At 40.1% G+C, this 16,283-nt stretch carries 16 protein-coding genes; 3 read left to right on the top strand and 13 right to left on the bottom strand.

The features are described from left to right. Nucleotides 1-476 precede the first annotated feature (476 nt). From LQZ07_RS19575 to LQZ07_RS19565, 3 genes are all read right to left on the bottom strand, one after another. Complete coding sequence (locus tag LQZ07_RS19575) at nt 477-1,619, bottom strand: glycerate kinase (protein WP_249483296.1); 1,143 nt, start codon at nt 1,617-1,619, stop codon at nt 477-479. Between the two features lie 123 nt (nt 1,620-1,742). Further along, nucleotides 1,743-3,068: a 6-phospho-alpha-glucosidase gene (locus tag LQZ07_RS19570; protein WP_152786476.1), complete on the bottom strand. Its 1,326-nt coding sequence runs from the start codon at nt 3,066-3,068 to the stop codon at nt 1,743-1,745. A 67-nt stretch (nt 3,069-3,135) separates the two neighbouring features. Beyond that, nucleotides 3,136-4,722, bottom strand: a complete 1,587-nt coding sequence (locus LQZ07_RS19565; protein WP_152786474.1) for a PTS transporter subunit EIIC — start codon at nt 4,720-4,722, stop codon at nt 3,136-3,138. A gap of 236 nt (nt 4,723-4,958) precedes the next feature. Between LQZ07_RS19565 and LQZ07_RS19560 the strand changes: the two genes are divergently transcribed. After that, a complete protein-coding gene (locus tag LQZ07_RS19560) occupies nt 4,959-5,696 on the top strand; it encodes a GntR family transcriptional regulator (RefSeq protein ID WP_152786472.1) in 738 nt (245 codons plus the stop codon). Between the two features lie 25 nt (nt 5,697-5,721). Here LQZ07_RS19560 and LQZ07_RS19555 read toward each other — a convergent pair whose 3' ends face one another. The 4 genes from LQZ07_RS19555 to LQZ07_RS19540 all read right to left on the bottom strand — a co-directional run bounded on the left by LQZ07_RS19555 (nt 5,722) and on the right by LQZ07_RS19540 (nt 7,737). Continuing rightward, nucleotides 5,722-6,558, bottom strand: coding sequence for an IS3 family transposase (locus LQZ07_RS19555; RefSeq protein WP_249483697.1), 837 nt, complete (start codon nt 6,556-6,558; stop codon nt 5,722-5,724). Nucleotides 6,559-6,566: 8 nt separating this feature from the next. Continuing rightward, entirely contained in the window at nt 6,567-6,869 is a 303-nt protein-coding gene (locus LQZ07_RS19550) for a transposase (RefSeq protein WP_152786468.1), read from the bottom strand. Nucleotides 6,870-7,042: 173 nt separating this feature from the next. Then, complete coding sequence (locus LQZ07_RS19545) at nt 7,043-7,294, bottom strand: hypothetical protein (protein WP_249483294.1); 252 nt, start codon at nt 7,292-7,294, stop codon at nt 7,043-7,045. Between the two features lie 185 nt (nt 7,295-7,479). Next, nucleotides 7,480-7,737: a helix-turn-helix domain-containing protein gene (locus LQZ07_RS19540; protein ID WP_227981745.1), complete on the bottom strand. Its 258-nt coding sequence runs from the start codon at nt 7,735-7,737 to the stop codon at nt 7,480-7,482. A 187-nt stretch (nt 7,738-7,924) separates the two neighbouring features. Between LQZ07_RS19540 and LQZ07_RS19535 the strand changes: the two genes are divergently transcribed. Further along, nucleotides 7,925-8,317 carry a helix-turn-helix domain-containing protein gene (locus LQZ07_RS19535; RefSeq protein WP_249483292.1) on the top strand — a complete coding sequence of 131 codons (393 nt, stop codon included), beginning with the start codon at nt 7,925-7,927 and terminating at the stop codon, nt 8,315-8,317. Between the two features lie 51 nt (nt 8,318-8,368). Next, the gene (locus LQZ07_RS19530; RefSeq protein ID WP_249483290.1) at nt 8,369-8,890 is read left to right on the top strand and encodes a S24 family peptidase; all 522 of its coding nucleotides are present in this window, start codon (nt 8,369-8,371) and stop codon (nt 8,888-8,890) included. Between the two features lie 535 nt (nt 8,891-9,425). Here the strand turns inward: LQZ07_RS19530 and LQZ07_RS19525 are convergent. The 6 genes from LQZ07_RS19525 to LQZ07_RS19500 are packed head-to-tail and all read right to left on the bottom strand — an operon-like array spanning nt 9,426 to nt 16,275. Continuing rightward, nucleotides 9,426-10,400, bottom strand: coding sequence for an aminotransferase class I/II-fold pyridoxal phosphate-dependent enzyme (locus LQZ07_RS19525; RefSeq protein ID WP_152786171.1), 975 nt, complete (start codon nt 10,398-10,400; stop codon nt 9,426-9,428). Next, nucleotides 10,390-11,418 (bottom strand): histidinol-phosphate transaminase, encoded by a 1,029-nt coding sequence (locus tag LQZ07_RS19520; protein WP_152786173.1) that lies wholly within the window; start codon nt 11,416-11,418, stop codon nt 10,390-10,392. The genes LQZ07_RS19525 and LQZ07_RS19520 overlap by 11 nt, the downstream gene beginning before the upstream one ends. Next, nucleotides 11,412-12,653, bottom strand: coding sequence for a metallopeptidase TldD-related protein (locus LQZ07_RS19515; RefSeq protein ID WP_194164242.1), 1,242 nt, complete (start codon nt 12,651-12,653; stop codon nt 11,412-11,414). Before LQZ07_RS19515 ends, LQZ07_RS19520 begins: the two co-directional genes overlap by 7 nt. A gap of 17 nt (nt 12,654-12,670) precedes the next feature. Further along, entirely contained in the window at nt 12,671-13,957 is a 1,287-nt protein-coding gene (locus LQZ07_RS19510) for a TldD/PmbA family protein (RefSeq protein ID WP_152786177.1), read from the bottom strand. Between the two features lie 13 nt (nt 13,958-13,970). Next, on the bottom strand, nt 13,971-14,948 hold the full coding sequence (locus LQZ07_RS19505; RefSeq protein WP_194164243.1) for an arginase family protein: 978 nt from the start codon (nt 14,946-14,948) through the stop codon (nt 13,971-13,973). Continuing rightward, nucleotides 14,938-16,275 carry an MATE family efflux transporter gene (locus tag LQZ07_RS19500; RefSeq protein WP_152786181.1) on the bottom strand — a complete coding sequence of 446 codons (1,338 nt, stop codon included), beginning with the start codon at nt 16,273-16,275 and terminating at the stop codon, nt 14,938-14,940. Before LQZ07_RS19500 ends, LQZ07_RS19505 begins: the two co-directional genes overlap by 11 nt. Nucleotides 16,276-16,283 lie beyond the last annotated feature (8 nt).

The following is a 16,283-nucleotide window of genomic DNA, read 5'->3' as shown; positions in this document are numbered from 1 at the left end:
TCCCTGCCCCTTGCGATTAGAGTCATGGTCAGCCGACGAGCTTGAAACTCAAAGACACTTTCTTGATACCGGTTCAAAGCAAAAGATAACCAGGGTAATAAGTTCAGTATTTTGCTCACCGAACTGTAGTCATCTAACTGCTTGAGTAAGAAGTTTTTGCTTCTTGGAGTTTCGCGCCCATTTCAGCGAAAAGTCCAATGTGAGCTCTCAGTCCTTTATTTATAAGGACTCATAGCTACGACATATTTTCTTTCGTAGCCCTCTGAAATGCGAACATACGACAGAATCGATTGGTGATCACATAAAAAAGACGGTCGACGATAACGGTAAATGGATAAAAACCAGTTTCAGGAAATAGAACATTAGCAATTATGAATAAGTAAAAGCATGGAAAGGCGCATAGTTTGGTGTTCAGTATTGATGGTGCGGAATAATATTGTCTATGAGCGCTTTTATGCGCTCACAGGATGAATCCTTTAATCTAATATTTGGGCGCCAAGCTTAAGCGTGGCAGCAATATTACGGGCCATGCGAGTCAGGTTTTTACTCGCCTCATTCAGTACTTGTTCTAGAGACTGTGGTGAACGAACGGTACCAAATGTGCTTGTGATGGTGCTGTATAAATTATCGATTTCATGACCTAGAGAGCCTGCAATACCAATGGTTGGAATGCCTTTGCTTCGTGCAAGCTTAGCTATACCAAAAGGCGTTTTACCTTGTAGAGTTTGGTTATCCATTTGACCTTCGCCAGTGATCACTAGATCGGCACCTTCTAGTACTTTGTCTGCCTCTAGCACATCTAAGACCATTTCAATGCCTGGTTTGATTTGAATATCAAACACCAAAGATAACCCCATCGGCGAACCTCCAGCGGCACCAAAGCATTGGGAATCAGAGTGATTAACCAATGTATGCCGAGAGCTCACTGATGCAAAATGAGAAATTGCGCTATCGAGCGATAGAACCATCTCTGGTGTAGCTCCTTTCTGCGGACCGAAGACGTGACTGGCACCGTTCTCGCCCACTAGTGGGTTCGCTACATCACACGCCACTACAAATTCAACATCCTTGCTCCGTGGGTGGATGCAGGATAAGTCAACAGTCGCTATTTCAGCGAGTGCCGCGCCGCCACTAATAATTTCATTACCTTGATTATTAAGTAGTTTAGCACCAAGCGCTTGTGCGATACCCGCGCCTGCATCATTGGTTGCACTGCCACCTAAACCCAAGATAACCTTAGTCACACCATGATTTAAGGCTTCTTTAATCAGTTCACCGGTACCAAAACTGGTGGCAATAGCAGGGTTACGATGTTCTGAAGTAATCAAGTCTAGACCAGATGCAGCGGCAAACTCAATCAATGCCGTTTGAGCATTGTCTAAAAGTGCCCAACTAGCCATAATAGGTTCACCCAAAGGCCCCATAACTTGAGAGTGACGCACTTCGCCTTCCAGCTCTTGCAGCAGCACCTCTACTGTACCTTCACCGCCGTCAGCCAGTGGCAGATGAACATACTCAGCATCAGGGAACACCTGAGAAAAACCCGCTTCAATGCTTTCACATACCTGTTTAGCCGATAGTGATTCTTTAAAAGAGTCAGGGGCTATAACTATTTTCACTTTTTTCCCTTATGTCCTTAGTTAAACTCCCAAGCCACTGACGTAACCCGGGAGCTGGAGCGGTTAAAACAGCATTTAGGGGGACTGTTTTAGACTAATATATAAGACTGTATTGATCGCTAATTACGCAAGCTCAGGCCAGTAACCTTTATTCGCTTCAATTAGTGCATCAAGTACTTTACGTGCTTTCTTCGCATCACCAACAGTGCGGTTTAGTGTTAGTGCTTGCAAGGCCTTGGTATATGAACCTTCAAACCAAGCTTCGACAGTGAGGCGCTCATAAGCGAATTGGTTTTCAATCAGACCTTTGTAGAATATTGGGACCTTACCCACACCGTATGGGCGAGGACCATTGAGGCCAAGCTCAGCTGTCACCTCAACCATAACATCATCGTCTAGGTTTGCCACTAGGCCGTTGTTCTCAAGGATCACTACAAACTTACGTTTTTGGTTATACGCAATAGACTCTGCTACTTCAACGATCATATCGCCGTGCGCATCGTTATGTACCACGTTTGATGTTTTAGTTGTACCATCGATAACAGCTTGACGACACTCTTCAAATACACGCTTTTCACGACCATTCATTACTTCGTTGGCACGCGTAAATTCAGGATTCAGTTTAGATAGCTTGTATTCTGGGTATAGGTAGTATTGTAGGTACGTGTTTGGCAAATAGTCTGGGAAGTCACGTAGCATATCAGCAACCCCTGCGTAAGTGTCTAACCAAGATTGATCACGCTGCTCTGCATCAACAGGAATAAAGCCATTCTCTGCGATGTACGCTTTCAGTTTAGGTGCAAGATCTTCACCTTGTTGATTGTATAGGTGAGTAAACCAGCCAAAGTGGTTCAGACCAAAATACACAGGATCAAAATCATTTGGCTCAACATTTAATAGGCGGCCGTATGAACGAAGCAGGTTCACTGGTTGGTCACAGATATTTAGGATTCTATCATCATGTGGGAAGCGTTTTTTTAGGGCGTCGGCTACGATTGCCGCTGGGTTGGTGTAGTTTAAGATCCAAGCTTGTGGTGAGCGTTCACGTACATCTTCAACCATTTGGATCATATCACCAATCGAGCGCATACCATAAGCAAAGCCACCAGGACCACAGGTTTCTTGCCCGATAATGCCTAGAGATAACGGGATCTTTTCGTCTTTTTCACGCATTTCATAACCGCCAGTACGCATTTGACAAAGTACGAAGTCGACATCTTTGTACGCGACGTTTACATCAGTCGTGTATTCAAGATCTAGTTCTGGGTAATCTTCAGAAAAAAGTAGCTTGGCGTATTCACCGATAGTTTCTTGGCGCTCAGCGTTTACATCAAACATCACTACACGGCTTAATGGGAAAGTACCTTTACGTTTACATAGAGCTTTTAATAGACCTGGGGTCCAAGTTGAACCACCACCTACAAGTACAATATTGAATGCTTTTTTCATCTTACTTCTACCTTAAATTAAATCTGAGAAATTGCCCCTGTCACACAGGGACGATAATTAAAATGGATTAAATGGCGAGTGCATTTTTCACATTATTGGCGATGCTTTCCACTTGTGGGCCGTAGATAACTTGTACGTCCACATCACTTACACTCTTAACACCTGAGGCGCCAGTTGTTTTTAGAGAATTATCTTTAACTTTGCTGATGTCGTTCACTTTGACACGTAAACGAGTAAAGCAATTATCAACTAGCTGGATGTTGCTTGAACCACCTAAACCTTCGATGATTCGTATTGCTTGTTCTGAAGTATTGCCAACCGCTTCCGAGCTAGTTTCTTCTTGTTCACGACCTGGTGTCGCCACATTGAAGCGAGTGATCACCGTGCGGAACACAAAGTAGTAGATTGGAAAATAACAAGCACCGAGTAGTACTGCGAACCACCAGTGAGTTTGCGCACCGCCAAGAACACCGAATACAAATAGGTCAATGACACCACCTTGCATGTTACCTATCATCACACCCAAGACATGCATCAAGGCAAAAGATAAACCCGTCATGATGGCGTGAAAGATAAACAGAAGTGGGCTAACAAAGATAAAGCTGAACTCCAATGGCTCGGTGATACCTGTTGTGAAGGAAGCTAGAGCACCTGCGATAACCAGTGCTTTTACACGTGTTTTGTGTTCATCACGGGCGCAGTGGTACATTGCAAGCGCGGCACCTGGTAGAGCGAACATCATCACTGGGATCTTACCTTGCGCAAGGAAGCGAGTAGCTTCTCTGACAATCTCGTTGTCAATGCTGCTAGGGTGAGTTAGAGCATAATTAAAAATGCTCAGTGCACCAACAACGCTTTCTCCATCTACATTGGCAATACCACCGATAGGCGTAAAGCGTATCGTTTCATTCAAGATATGGTGTAAGCCAGTAGGAATTAGAAGGCGCTCAGAAAAGGCAAACAGGAAAGTACCAAAACTGCCTGATTGACCAATGAACTCACCAATTTTTGCAATTGCTGAACCAATGGTTGGCCAAATTAGCGATATTGAAACACCAACAAGAGGTAGGACAAGGACGGTAATTATTGGCACAAAGCGACGACCACCAAAGAAGTTAATCGCAGTCGGTAACACAATGGTGTAAAAACGGTTGTGCAGAGCAACAGTCACAAGGCCTGCAATCACACCACCGAGTACGCTCATGTGGTAAGAAAAGATACCTAACGTGTTACCAAATTCAGCGGCAAACATCATCGCTGCCGTCTTATCTATGCCTTGCGAGACAAGGTAAGCAACCGATGTTGTTTCTGCTGTTAATCCTTGAGCAAGAAGTGAGTAGTTCACACCTACATGCATTGAGATAAAACCAATAATTGCTGCAAATGCTGCGGTTGGTTTTTCTTGTTTTGCTAAACCGATAGCTGCGGCGACCGCAAAGAAGAGTGGTAGGTTGTCGAATAGTGAGCCGGCAATCTTTCGGATAAACCCAAGTATCAACTGAACAGCTTCAAGTTGGTTGAATGATTGTCCAGTTATATTTGGGTTTTGTAGGGCTGCGGCTAAACCAAGGAAAATACCCGCGGCTGCGATAACCGAAATCGGCGTCATCAGCGCTTTTCCTAGGTCTTGTAGTTTAGAACCTAAGTGTTTCATTGAGTTATATCTCCTTACCATCACTGTTGTTATTGTGGAGGCGATTAAATCACCACCAGGTATAGTTGTCTATACAGCTGTGCTTTTTTTGAGAGATTAATCACTAACCATTTATCATGTGCAGCCAATTCCGAAATGAGCTAACTGTAATCAACACTCTCATTCATAGTGGTTGTCTAGTTGTATACTCGAGCTCTGCAAGGTAAAATAAGCTGTCTTCAAACAAGGGGAAATGCATGATAAACAAAGAATCTCATGTTCCTATCTATCTACAAATAGAGCGCATTCTTACGCAACAGATTGAGCAAGGAGTCTTACATTCTGGAGATTCCATTCCATCAGAAACTGTCCTCGCTGCGCAATATCAAGTGTCACGAATGACAGCACGAAAAGCGGTCGACTATTTAGTCCGACAAGGTGTGGTTGAAAGGCAGCGTGGGCGCGGTACATTTATTTGTCAGCCAACCCAAGAGCTTAAGGTGGCTTTACCATTGGATAAGCACTTAACCTCTAGTGAAGTTGCAACCTCGCTTAATTCTCCTATTAGTAACAAGCTGCTGCATCTCGAGAAGGTTGAAGCACCTGCTCATATTGTCCAAGAGCTTAGTTTAGAGCCAGGTAGCTGGGTTTGGTATATGAAGCGGTTACGTTTGGTGGGGGAGATTCCTTTTGTATTTGAATCTTCTTATATGCTCGCGGAACCGATGTTTGCCGATTTAGAATCACACCATTTAAATAGCTCTAAATACAACTACCTTAACGAAAAAGGGCAAAAAGTAGGCGGTAGTCAAAAACGTATTCGCGCCGAACTGCCATCAGAAGAAGTCCGCACGCTATTGGGATTGAAACGAGATGAGCCAGTATTGTGTGCTCATAGCATTGCGCGCCTAGAATCAGGCCAGGTTTTTGAAGCCTCCGATGTCTATTATAATCAAGAGCACTATACATTTACTTTAGAAGCAACAAGATTGTAATGGTCAAATAAACTTGGAGACTTCTTTAGGCACTTTTTCTTAGTTTTGTTTCATATTCTACTGGTGAGATGGTTCCTAACTTATAGTGTCGCCGTTTCTGATTATAAAACGGTTCGATGTAATCGATAATATCAACCATTGCCTCACTCCTTGTCTGATAACGACGATAGTTAATTCGCTCTGATTTTAAGCTACGAAAAAAGCGTTCAGTAACGGCATTATCTAAATAGTTTCCTGCTCGACTCATACTTGAGACTAAACCATATTCATTTAATGAACGCTGAAATGCCTCACTCGTATATTGCACATCCTGATCTGAATGGAATAACACGCCAGCAGTTGGCTGCCTTTTACTTATGGCTGAACGTAATGCGCGTGTTGTTAGTTCACTGTTGGGTTTGTCCGAGAATGCCCAGCTGATCACCTTGCGTGAGCATAAATCCATAATCACCGCTAAGTACAACCAACCTTGCTGTGTGCGAATATAGGTAATATTGCCAGACCAAAACTTGTTTAAGCTTTGAGGATTAGACTGCCGATTTAAGTGAATAGGTGCAATAACCGAAGGCTTACCGCCTACAGGATATTTATGCTGCTTAGGTCGTTTAGCAACTAGTCCCAATCGCTTCATAGACGTACGAACACGATGAAGGCCAATATCAAAGCCTAATGCTTGTAACTCATCATGCATACAGACTTTGCCATAAGTTGCATCCATATCAACATGAATTTGCTTCATCGCTGCACCAAGCTTAACATGCTCAGCACAAATAGGCTTTGGTTTGGCTCGGTGATAAAATGAGCTAAACGGTATCGATAAACAACGGCATATCTGCTGAACCTTACTTCCCGCCTTTTTCAGCTTGGCAGCTACTTGCTGCCGTTGTTCATTTTCATAGCGAAAAAGGCTGAAGCTTTTTTTAACAGTGCGTTATCACTTTTTAGCTGCTTTACTTGTTTTTCTAGTTCTTGGATGCGGATTTGCTCAGGTGTTAGTGCACTGGCTTTAGGCGTAACACCACTTTGTTCTTTTCGATATTGGCTTACCCAGCGCTGAATTGACGATAATCCAACGTTCATCGCTGCGGCTGCATCTTTGTGTTTGTAACCAGGAACAATTACTAGCTCAGCACACTCACGTTTAAATCCTGCTGCTAAGTTTTTCTTTGGCATTTTGACCTCGTTAGTTAAATAAATTTTACCTCTAACGAAGTCTCTAGTTAAATCATACCGTTACACCCACGCTTCGTCAGGAATTCTTGCTCTGTTACTTATGGCTTTCCGTCTATTTGCAATTGCTTTTGTGTTGACTAGTGCTGCCAACCAATCTTTTTCTTCAAAAGGTGCTATTTTAGTAAGTAGGCGGCTGATAGTTTTGGTTGATAAGCTATATTTTTTTGAGATACAGTATCGGTTGCTTGGTCTTTCTTTAGCCCCGCTCTTTTAAGCACATGCCAGCAACGAACAACTCGCAAATCATGTTCCGCTTTGTGTTGAGCCTTTTCTCCAGCCTGCTCCCATTTTTGCCACAAAGTTCTAGCGCAGTAGTCAGTCTCATTTCTTGGTATACCAAGAGGCTCACCATCAACAAGAATCACTCCTATTTTCTTGAATAGCGCTTGATGACAACTCATAGGTAAGAACTCAAAGCAATACTCTTTACCACCACCTTTGCCTTGCTTTGCTCTGAACTACCACCCCTCCCGCTTTGCCATTGCTGTAAGCCCTTGCCGTGAAGAAGGGAGCCCTGGCAAGCCGACTAACTCCGATGCAGAAAAGTACCTCATTTAACGCTCCCAACTACGCCCTTGTAACGGCTCGGCCAGATTGTCTGTGCCTCAACACCTATGGCATCAGCAATGATCTTTTCTCCTTTGGGCCAGCATGCTCTAACGGCATTTCTAAGAGTTGCTTTACCAAGCCCATTAGCAACGCCCAGCGTTGCATAGTTCCAACCTGATGCTTTTAAAGCTGCCAAAATGTATTCGCTTCTCCAGTTTCCATTATTGTCTGTCATTGGAGGCAAGCTTTTTTCATTCATATAAACCACCTATAATATTTTCACTTCCCGTGGTTACTCGAAAGAGTCACCGCGTCTCTAAAGATTAGCTTGACCAAATTGATTCATCAGGCTCTATAGAGTTTTACTGGCGCTTTCAGGTTTATTTGGAGCTAAAGGGCAGATATCTTACAGCTAATCCCTGTAATATTAATAGGTTTAATGAGATATGAATGACAAAAATCTAACTGGAAACCGACTTTCAGGTTTGGAGTGGCAACTCGAAAGAGCCTGCACGATACAAAAGAGGATTGAGTTCTTAGCTAATTGCGAGGGAAGCGTCGCCGGTTTTTCAAAAAAAGTTGGAATATCGGTATCTGGTTTAAAGCGATATTTGCAAGGAGGGGAGCCTACGGCATCAAAAATCATTCAAATATCAAACGCCCTTGGTATAAGTGCAACATGGCTTCTAACAGGCCAAGGTAAGCTGTCTGATACGGCACCATCACACTTAAGTAATGGTTATATGATTGCGGCTCTTTGCCCCGATAGACAAGATATTAAGAGTGAGCTTGACCAAAGAAAGGTTAAGGTTTACGACACAATTGCTAGTCGATGGTAAACACTCAGAGAAGCCCTCTCGATGTACCCTAGGTATACCCGTGAAGCATTGATGACAAATAACGATATTTACTATAACGACAACTTCTCCGATGAAGCTTTTGAAGAAATAGTGAAAGACCTATCCTATTCATTCTCAACAACTTTTCACCCCATTCTTCTGTATGAAAAAGATGGAGAACATGGAACGGACACCGTTTACCCAGACTCTAAAACAGGAGCTGCTGAACTTGCCATTAGCAGGCACGTTCTTTCAACCAAACACTTAAAAGGTGGCGGGCTGGCGACCATATCAATGACAGGTGACTCAATGGAGCCAACTCTAAGTGATGGCGATATTGTTGTTATTGACAGGAGTGACACATCTCCAACAGATGGCAACCTATATGCTCTATCGAGTATGGGAGAAACACACGTTAAGCGATTCCAGAATGCACTGGGTGTTTGGAACCTGATCAGCGATAACTCTTTATATGGGACCATATCCTTAACGAAGCAAGATCAAGCAGACATAGAGATTGTTGGGCGAGTTGTATTTGTAGGTCGGTATTATACTCAGCCTCCTAAAAGTTAATTTGAAGCTTTTTTAAAGACCAATTTTAAATTAACAATTATCCTCACTTTGTCGGATCCAAAAACTTAGAAACTAATGTTTTTGGACACTTGGGGGGGGGGGCACGCAAATGAAGCCCCGCGCGTCCCTCTACACCCCGTAATCTCTGGCTCCGTCCCACTTAATCCCAATAAATTCCGCATAATCCCGTATTGGACAGTTTGGGAGTTCCTATACAGTCTGTTTGGTTAGTTAAAAGTCTCACTCTAGAGTATCAGGTTATGTATAGGTCAGTAGGTTGTACAGTATTGGTGGTACGGATAAGCTAACTAAAATCAAACACCAGTTTCTGCTATCCTTGAGTATTAAGCGAGTGGGGTGATGCCTTTTGTGCTTGCAGCTACGGATTACGCCCTGCATATATTGATATTTAATAGAATATATTCGTTATATATGGAGTAGATGCTTGGTTAATTTGATAGATGGCTGTAACTTTTATTAACGAAAATATGATGTAACGTAACGGTGCGTCCTACTAAATGTTTAGAGTGTTCATCTACAGGTTTTGCAATATACATTTTAAAGATGATAGGAAGTAATCATTTTCTTTGCGATTTCTAATTGTGATCCGTGCTTTATCTGTGATTCCGTATTTTGATAAAGGCATTATAAATATATTATGTTCAGCTAGTGATAAGCCTATATTTTTTAGTTTATTTCCAAAGTTTACTAAAATAAAATTTGAATCTGTAGTTTGCACGCTAAATCCTAAGCTTTCTATTTGGCCAGCTAAATATTCGGTTTCTGAATCCATTAGTAGCCTTGCCTTCTTGGCTCCTTTTTCTAACACTTCTAAAGCGGCTCTGACTGAACTGTTAGGCAACGAAAAAGGTAGCAAACAATTATTAACTCTTTCTACAATATCATTGCTACAAATAGCGTACCCTATAGGGGAGCCAGCTAGACCAAAAGCCTTAGAGAAAGTTTTGAAGATTACTACATTGGAACTAGAGCTTATCATTTGCTGAATGTGTTGACTTGAAATTTCATAGCGAAAGTCAAGAGATGCGAGGTCTACTAACTTAACTACTTCCTGAGGTAGTTTAGCGAGCACTTTGACAAGGCTTGAAGGTGGAACGGAGTAGCCTGTTGGATTGTTGGGAGTATCGATCCAAAATATATCAAACGAAGCATCATCAAAGTTAAATGAATTAAAAAGCATAGGGTCAACAAACTTCTGCTTTATTCCAAAATGCTTCATGATCTTGCGCGGTAGTTCGTATGCGCCTTTGAGCATCAAACAACTTTTGTGAGTTCTCGATAATTCATGCAAAAAGCTTTTAATTAGTAGTGTCGATCCTGGACTTAAACTGATTGATCTGTCTGGTACCGATAGAAGTTCCGAGAGCTTTGCTTTTAGTTGTGTGTCTAATGAAGGGTAAGTCACAAAATCTTTTTCGCATAAAGCAAAGTTCATAGTAGTGATAGTGAAGGGAAGCGTATTGTTCAGCATGTTAGCTTTACAGATCATTCAAGTAACTCCTTAATGAATTTTTGAAAATTTCATTGTGTTCAGAAGACTTTATAGTCAAACGAATCCAGCCATCTTTACCTAAATCTATGTAAGGCAGTACCTTTATTTGGTAATTGTGATATGCGAACTTACAAAAGTCGATTTGCATGCTTCCCATATAAAACAGAACAAAATTTGCCTCTGATTTTAAATGTAATATGCCTAATTCGTCTAAAAATCTATAGATTTTTATCTTTTCAATATCAATCAGTTTTTTTAGAGTTGTGATTAAACTAGGAATCTCCATTATTCTAATCGCGATGGCTAAAGATATGGAAGAAATACCGGCGTATGGAGTCAGATGTGGGGTTGTTAACAAGCATTCATCATGCCTTAATTGATACCCAAGTCTAATTCCCGCTAATCCGTAAGCTTTAGAAAAAGTTCGTATTACTACTACGTTAGTATGTTCAGAAAATAACTTTTCTGCAAAGGTTGCTGCATTGTTTGCTGCGAACTCAATATATGCTTCGTCAATTAAAACCAATGTATTAGAAGAAATGTTTATCAGTAAGTTACGCATATCTTCTAAACTAAAAAGTTGACCTGTTGGATTATTAGGGTTGCACAAGATTACAAGTTTAGTACGTGTGCTGGAAGCCTCTGCGTAAGACAAAATGTTGTCCTCTCCTAAGTCAGAGGGAACACTAACAATTCTGGCACCTATATGATTTAGTATCTGTTCGTAAAGAAAAAAAGTGTTACTTGACAAAACAACTTCGTCATCTGACCTAATATTCTCGACTAAAAAAGACCTAATTGCCTCGCTTCCCCCAGGAAAAAGCATAGCGTTTACTCGAAGATGTTGAAAGGAGTTGAGTATCATACTTTCTAATTTTCTTGCTAACCCAAAAGGATATTCATTCAAATAAAGCTCGTCAATATTTATGTCACTTATGATACTTGATATGTCAAGTGCCTCACTACAGTTGCTTGAGAAGTCCAAAATCCTACTTTTATCTTGACGTACTAACATACATTAATTCCCCTAAGCAACAAATTTGGAGAGTAGAAGTCACTTTCAAAATTTGAACATACGTTGTCTCCCAAAAACTCGAGTTCGGAGAGTAACTTAAAGAAGTTACCTGATATCGGCTCATTAAAGAAAGTAGACAACTCAACTCCACCACAAACAACAAACCCGCTTCCCCTAACTCTAAATTCTCCTGTTAACAAATTACAAGAAGAGGACGAAGCCAGTATTTGATTAATAAAAAGATATCGATCGGGTTGTGAGCAATATGTAGAGTAAAGGTTACGCTTGATAAAGCCATTTCTTGGCGTTTTCTTCAAATAACCATTTGAAAAAGATGCGCTTAGTCGTTGAAAGGTGGAAGTGTTTATTCTGCCATTTTTTATAACATAGACATCGGTTAATTTCCTGCCTGTTATATCAAACAAAGGCTTCGTGAAGTTGCCATCACTGGAATCGACGAAATCAACTCTAAAGGGAGGCTGTTTTCCAATAACCTTAGTTAAAGCATCTCGTTTAGATTGTGGCAGTGTATAAAGACGCTCTATGAACTTTGAAAAAAGTTCATCTAGACAGTCACAAGAGAAAAGTACGTCATACGTACCAACTTCAAGACTATCTGCCTTAGAGTAATCAACTGCGATGTTGATGCATGAGGAAGTCAACCCATCTATATCTAAACTCTTTATTGTAGTTGCGGAACTCCCACCTAAGTAATAACTAGAGTTAACTGAACTACGTAGTAATCCTTGTAGAAAAAAATGTTCATACGTGTGGCTGCCTACTGAACCAAAGCTATTTTCCAAATGAGTTGTTACCTGAGAATATGTAGCTTTTGAATTATCTAAATAGCATTTACTAAGTGAGTTGCCAAAGTTGCTAACAAAGTCCAAAAGGATATTTGTAACATCGCATAGTTCGACACTAGATATATCAGTATATTCCTTGTTAGTCCTTCCATAATCTGAAATTTCGTAAGGAAATATGCTATTGCCGCTATTCAGTTGATCAAGCGCAAAATTTACAGAAGACTTTATTATATGAATATCACCAGCGTCAAAGCTAACGCAAGATTTTTTGCCATTAAGTTGCAATATCAAAATGCCATTTTTCTTAATAATTGACTTTGACAATGAGCAACTACCAAACTCCGCAATGAACAATTTTTCTTTGGTAAGATAAAGGGAGTATTTTAAAGATTTATTAGCGATCTCACTATTGATAACATCAGAGGTCATCTCAAAAAAATTGCATGTCATACATACTCAACTTTTAATGAATCATACTTTATGGTTGGCTGACCAACAGAAGTGAGTATAGTGCCGCTGATCCCATGGCACATACCAAACTTCCACTTTAAATCATTCCCAATCATTCCTATATTTGATGTGATATCAAACAACTTCCCGCTAATTCTTAGATTACAAATTCTTTTAGTAACGACTCCCTTTTCGATAAGATATGAGTTATAGCCTATCGCTGAGTAATCGCCAGAAATTGGGTTATACTCGCCATTAGAGACGTCGCCTATGTATACACCGAATTCAACTGTTCCTATAATTTCTGATTTGCTAAACTCTCCCGTTGCAACGAAAGTGCTTCCCATTCTTGGAGACGAAGGATGCAAATAAGAAGAGCGTCTTCCTGATGCTGTATATGGTAAATTGAACTTCGCGGAGGAGTATCTATCTGTTAAATATGATTTGAGGCGGCCGTTTTTTACTAATGTCCTTTGAGATATCTTTGCAATAGGGACTTTTTCTTCGTGAACACAAAATCCCTTCTCGATATCACAGTCGTTGATACTGAGTGTGTTAGGACCAATAATCTTGCCCATTGACATTTTTGTTGATTCAGAAACTCCCATGGATAAGTTGTACTCTAGAGGGTGCCCAATAGACTCGTGAAATATTGTAGCGCCAGATCCAGGCCCGATGACGACTGGGTAACCTTCAATGTTTGGCCTACTTGCAGTTTGCGGTGAACTCCGGAGAAAACACACTCGACGTGCCTGCTCCATGGTTAGCTTATCTACCTTATCTATATCAAAACTTGGTATACAATACCTTATACTATTATAAGTGCTCTTTAGAGATATACGATACTTAAAAATAACGTTGATATAGTTTAAATTACTTATTCTGGATTCTTCATTGTTATATGTTTCAACATAATAATCAGATACAAAGTCTACAAATAGCCGACAACTCGGCTCGATACCAAAGCAAAGAATATCTTTTATCCTAGATGCTATTTCGATTAGGCTTTTGTTGCAATGAGGAGAGTTAACTACTTGCTGGCTTTTGTAGCTGCCAAAGGAAAATTTACTAATACCTAATGCACTGATGTTGCGTTTTATAGAATCAGCATCTGTATCGTTAGCAGCTGAATGAAACAGATTGCCTTTTTGTAGTGCCGTAACACTAGCCCCTTTGCGAATAGAATGATGCTTAACAAAAAAATTTTTTCCATCAAAAACTATCGAAGAAGAACTTGTAGCTTGGACAAAAACGTCCGACAGTATGTTAGTATTATATTCCATGATTTTGCTTCTCTCATTCCAAAATAAAAGAAATTAACTGAGAGATTAATGTCGCCTCATTTTTGGTCTTACTATCAACCGCATTTCTTGGGCATCCAAATTCCATTATGTCAAACCCTATAATATTTGCTTTGCTTTTAATATAAGAGACTATTTTTACTAACAAATGTAGATCTATTCCAGAAACGCTAGGCATTGGTGTACACGAAATGTAACATGCGTTGATAGAATCAACGTCGATGCTCAAATATATATCTTCTCCTTCTATCAATAGTTCATCTAAAACTTTACATCCATTTACCATCAAATCAAATGACGATACTTGTGTACCCATTTCGCCTAGATATCTCTTTACATCGTAAATGTTACCGAGCTCAGTACATTGAAAGTGATCTATCCCAAGATGTAGAAACTCGATGCTAGGTATATTGTAACTCAAGTGAGAAACGAAGTTGCTATGATTAATCTCTTGCAATTTAGTAGGCTTTCCGTTTGAATAATCTCCTTTTAACTGAGTATCCAAATGACTATCTATGTGAATATATTTAAAGCCTTTGTTTCTTCGTTCATATGTATCGGCTACATTTGCATAAGTTAGCGAGTGATCCCCCCCCAACATAACTCTAACGGCATTGCTAGGTAGTTCTTTCAAACGACAATAGAGCTCTTCCACTGCGCTTGAAGAAGTATTTGATGTAAGGTGAATGTTTCCTATATCAACAACCCGATTGTTCTCAAATATTTGACTGTATTCCCTAGACATCGTAAACACTGAACTAGGGTTACCATCTCGCCAGCAAAGACTCTTTGAAGCTGCTCTTATCAAATTTGGCCCATTCATTGATTGGCCTGGATAAGTACCACCCACATCTGAAGCAACTCCAAATAGAATATATTTTGAATTGGTACTAACAGTATCATTGCTGATCTCTAATCGCGCAAACCCTGTGGAGGATCTCGGGTTACGTGTTCTATCAGAGTTAGTAGACATCTCGCCCCTCTGCATTACCTGTTTCAATTAACGTAGGTCTAACACTTTTATAATCTTTAGCGAACAAGTAATAGTTGATTACTAATGCTAATTCAGCAATTACAACAATCAAGATGAAATCTAGAGAAAGCCATCCCACCAACAAAATAAGAGGAATACAGAACAAGTAATACGTGGCTGATGAAAACTTAGAAACGCTAGAGTGCCTGTCTATAACTATTAGCGCTTGCGAAGCAAAATGTTGCGCCAAATAGAATGGGAAAAACAAAGCCTGTGTCAATACAACCAGGAAAAATGCTTGCGCGGAGAACTCGCTATCATTTACAAAAAAGAGACAATATAGCGCCGAAAATATTACTACTAATAAGATTATAGGAAGACAGAAGCAGAGAGAGTTGTAATAAAATCTTTTTAAAAAGTTAACTCTGGAATCATAGTCTTTAGTTGTTGAGGAATAACGAGAAAAGTAGTGTAGTAATGCGTCACAAAATCCTTGAGGAAGTCTATAAAACGTCGACATTACACGAAAAGCCAATACTATACTCGGTAACAAGTTCATGTTGATTTTAGCTAAAACCAGTAGTGCTACTATTGAAACTAAATAATCTGACAAGTTCCAGAAGCTTATGCTGGCGCTTGCTCCAACCATTTCCTTTAGTTGATGTATACTTCTATTTTTCCTATTGTCTATTTTTACAAGTTTTTTACTACAAATCACTGCAGCTAAAGAAGTTATCCCTACAGTAATAAATGATGACAATGCTATTAACTCTTCGGGAGACAAGAGATTATCGGAAAATAATTCACTATATAGCAAAATATAATTTAAAGTTGCGTTCAAAATAGCGCCTGCAATCAAAAGTTTTACAGTAAGTGATTTTTCGCCAACTATTCTAAGTACAGAAAGAGTTACAAGAAGTGGAAAATGGAAAAACATTCCCAATGCTCTTATGCTTAAATATGAAGAAACGCCATTTACCATGCCATAATCGTAACCAAAGTGGTCTAGAAACACAGGCACAAATGCAGTAATGGTAAGGCAAATAAACCACCAGATGAGCAAATTTAATATTGTATAAATAAGGAGCGAATAGCTAATGCTGTCGAAATTGTTTTGCTTTGAATACTTGGATGTGAATATGTCTACAGCTCCAATCCCTAGAACTAATAAAGCAAGATAAATAGTTTCTCCTAGGCCTACATTTGAAACATATTCTATTCCAAGAGGCGCGACCATAAGTATGTCGGTCAAACCATAAGAGATTGATATAAATCCGCTCATGGTCATAGTCAGCGCAAAACTGTATACGCCTTTAATACTTTTCATAAATCTAG

This window comes from Agarivorans sp. B2Z047 (assembly GCF_023373605.1).
GTDB classification, from domain to species: Bacteria; Pseudomonadota; Gammaproteobacteria; order Enterobacterales; family Celerinatantimonadaceae; genus Agarivorans; species Agarivorans albus.
This window is presented reverse-complemented; position numbering and strand designations above follow the sequence as displayed.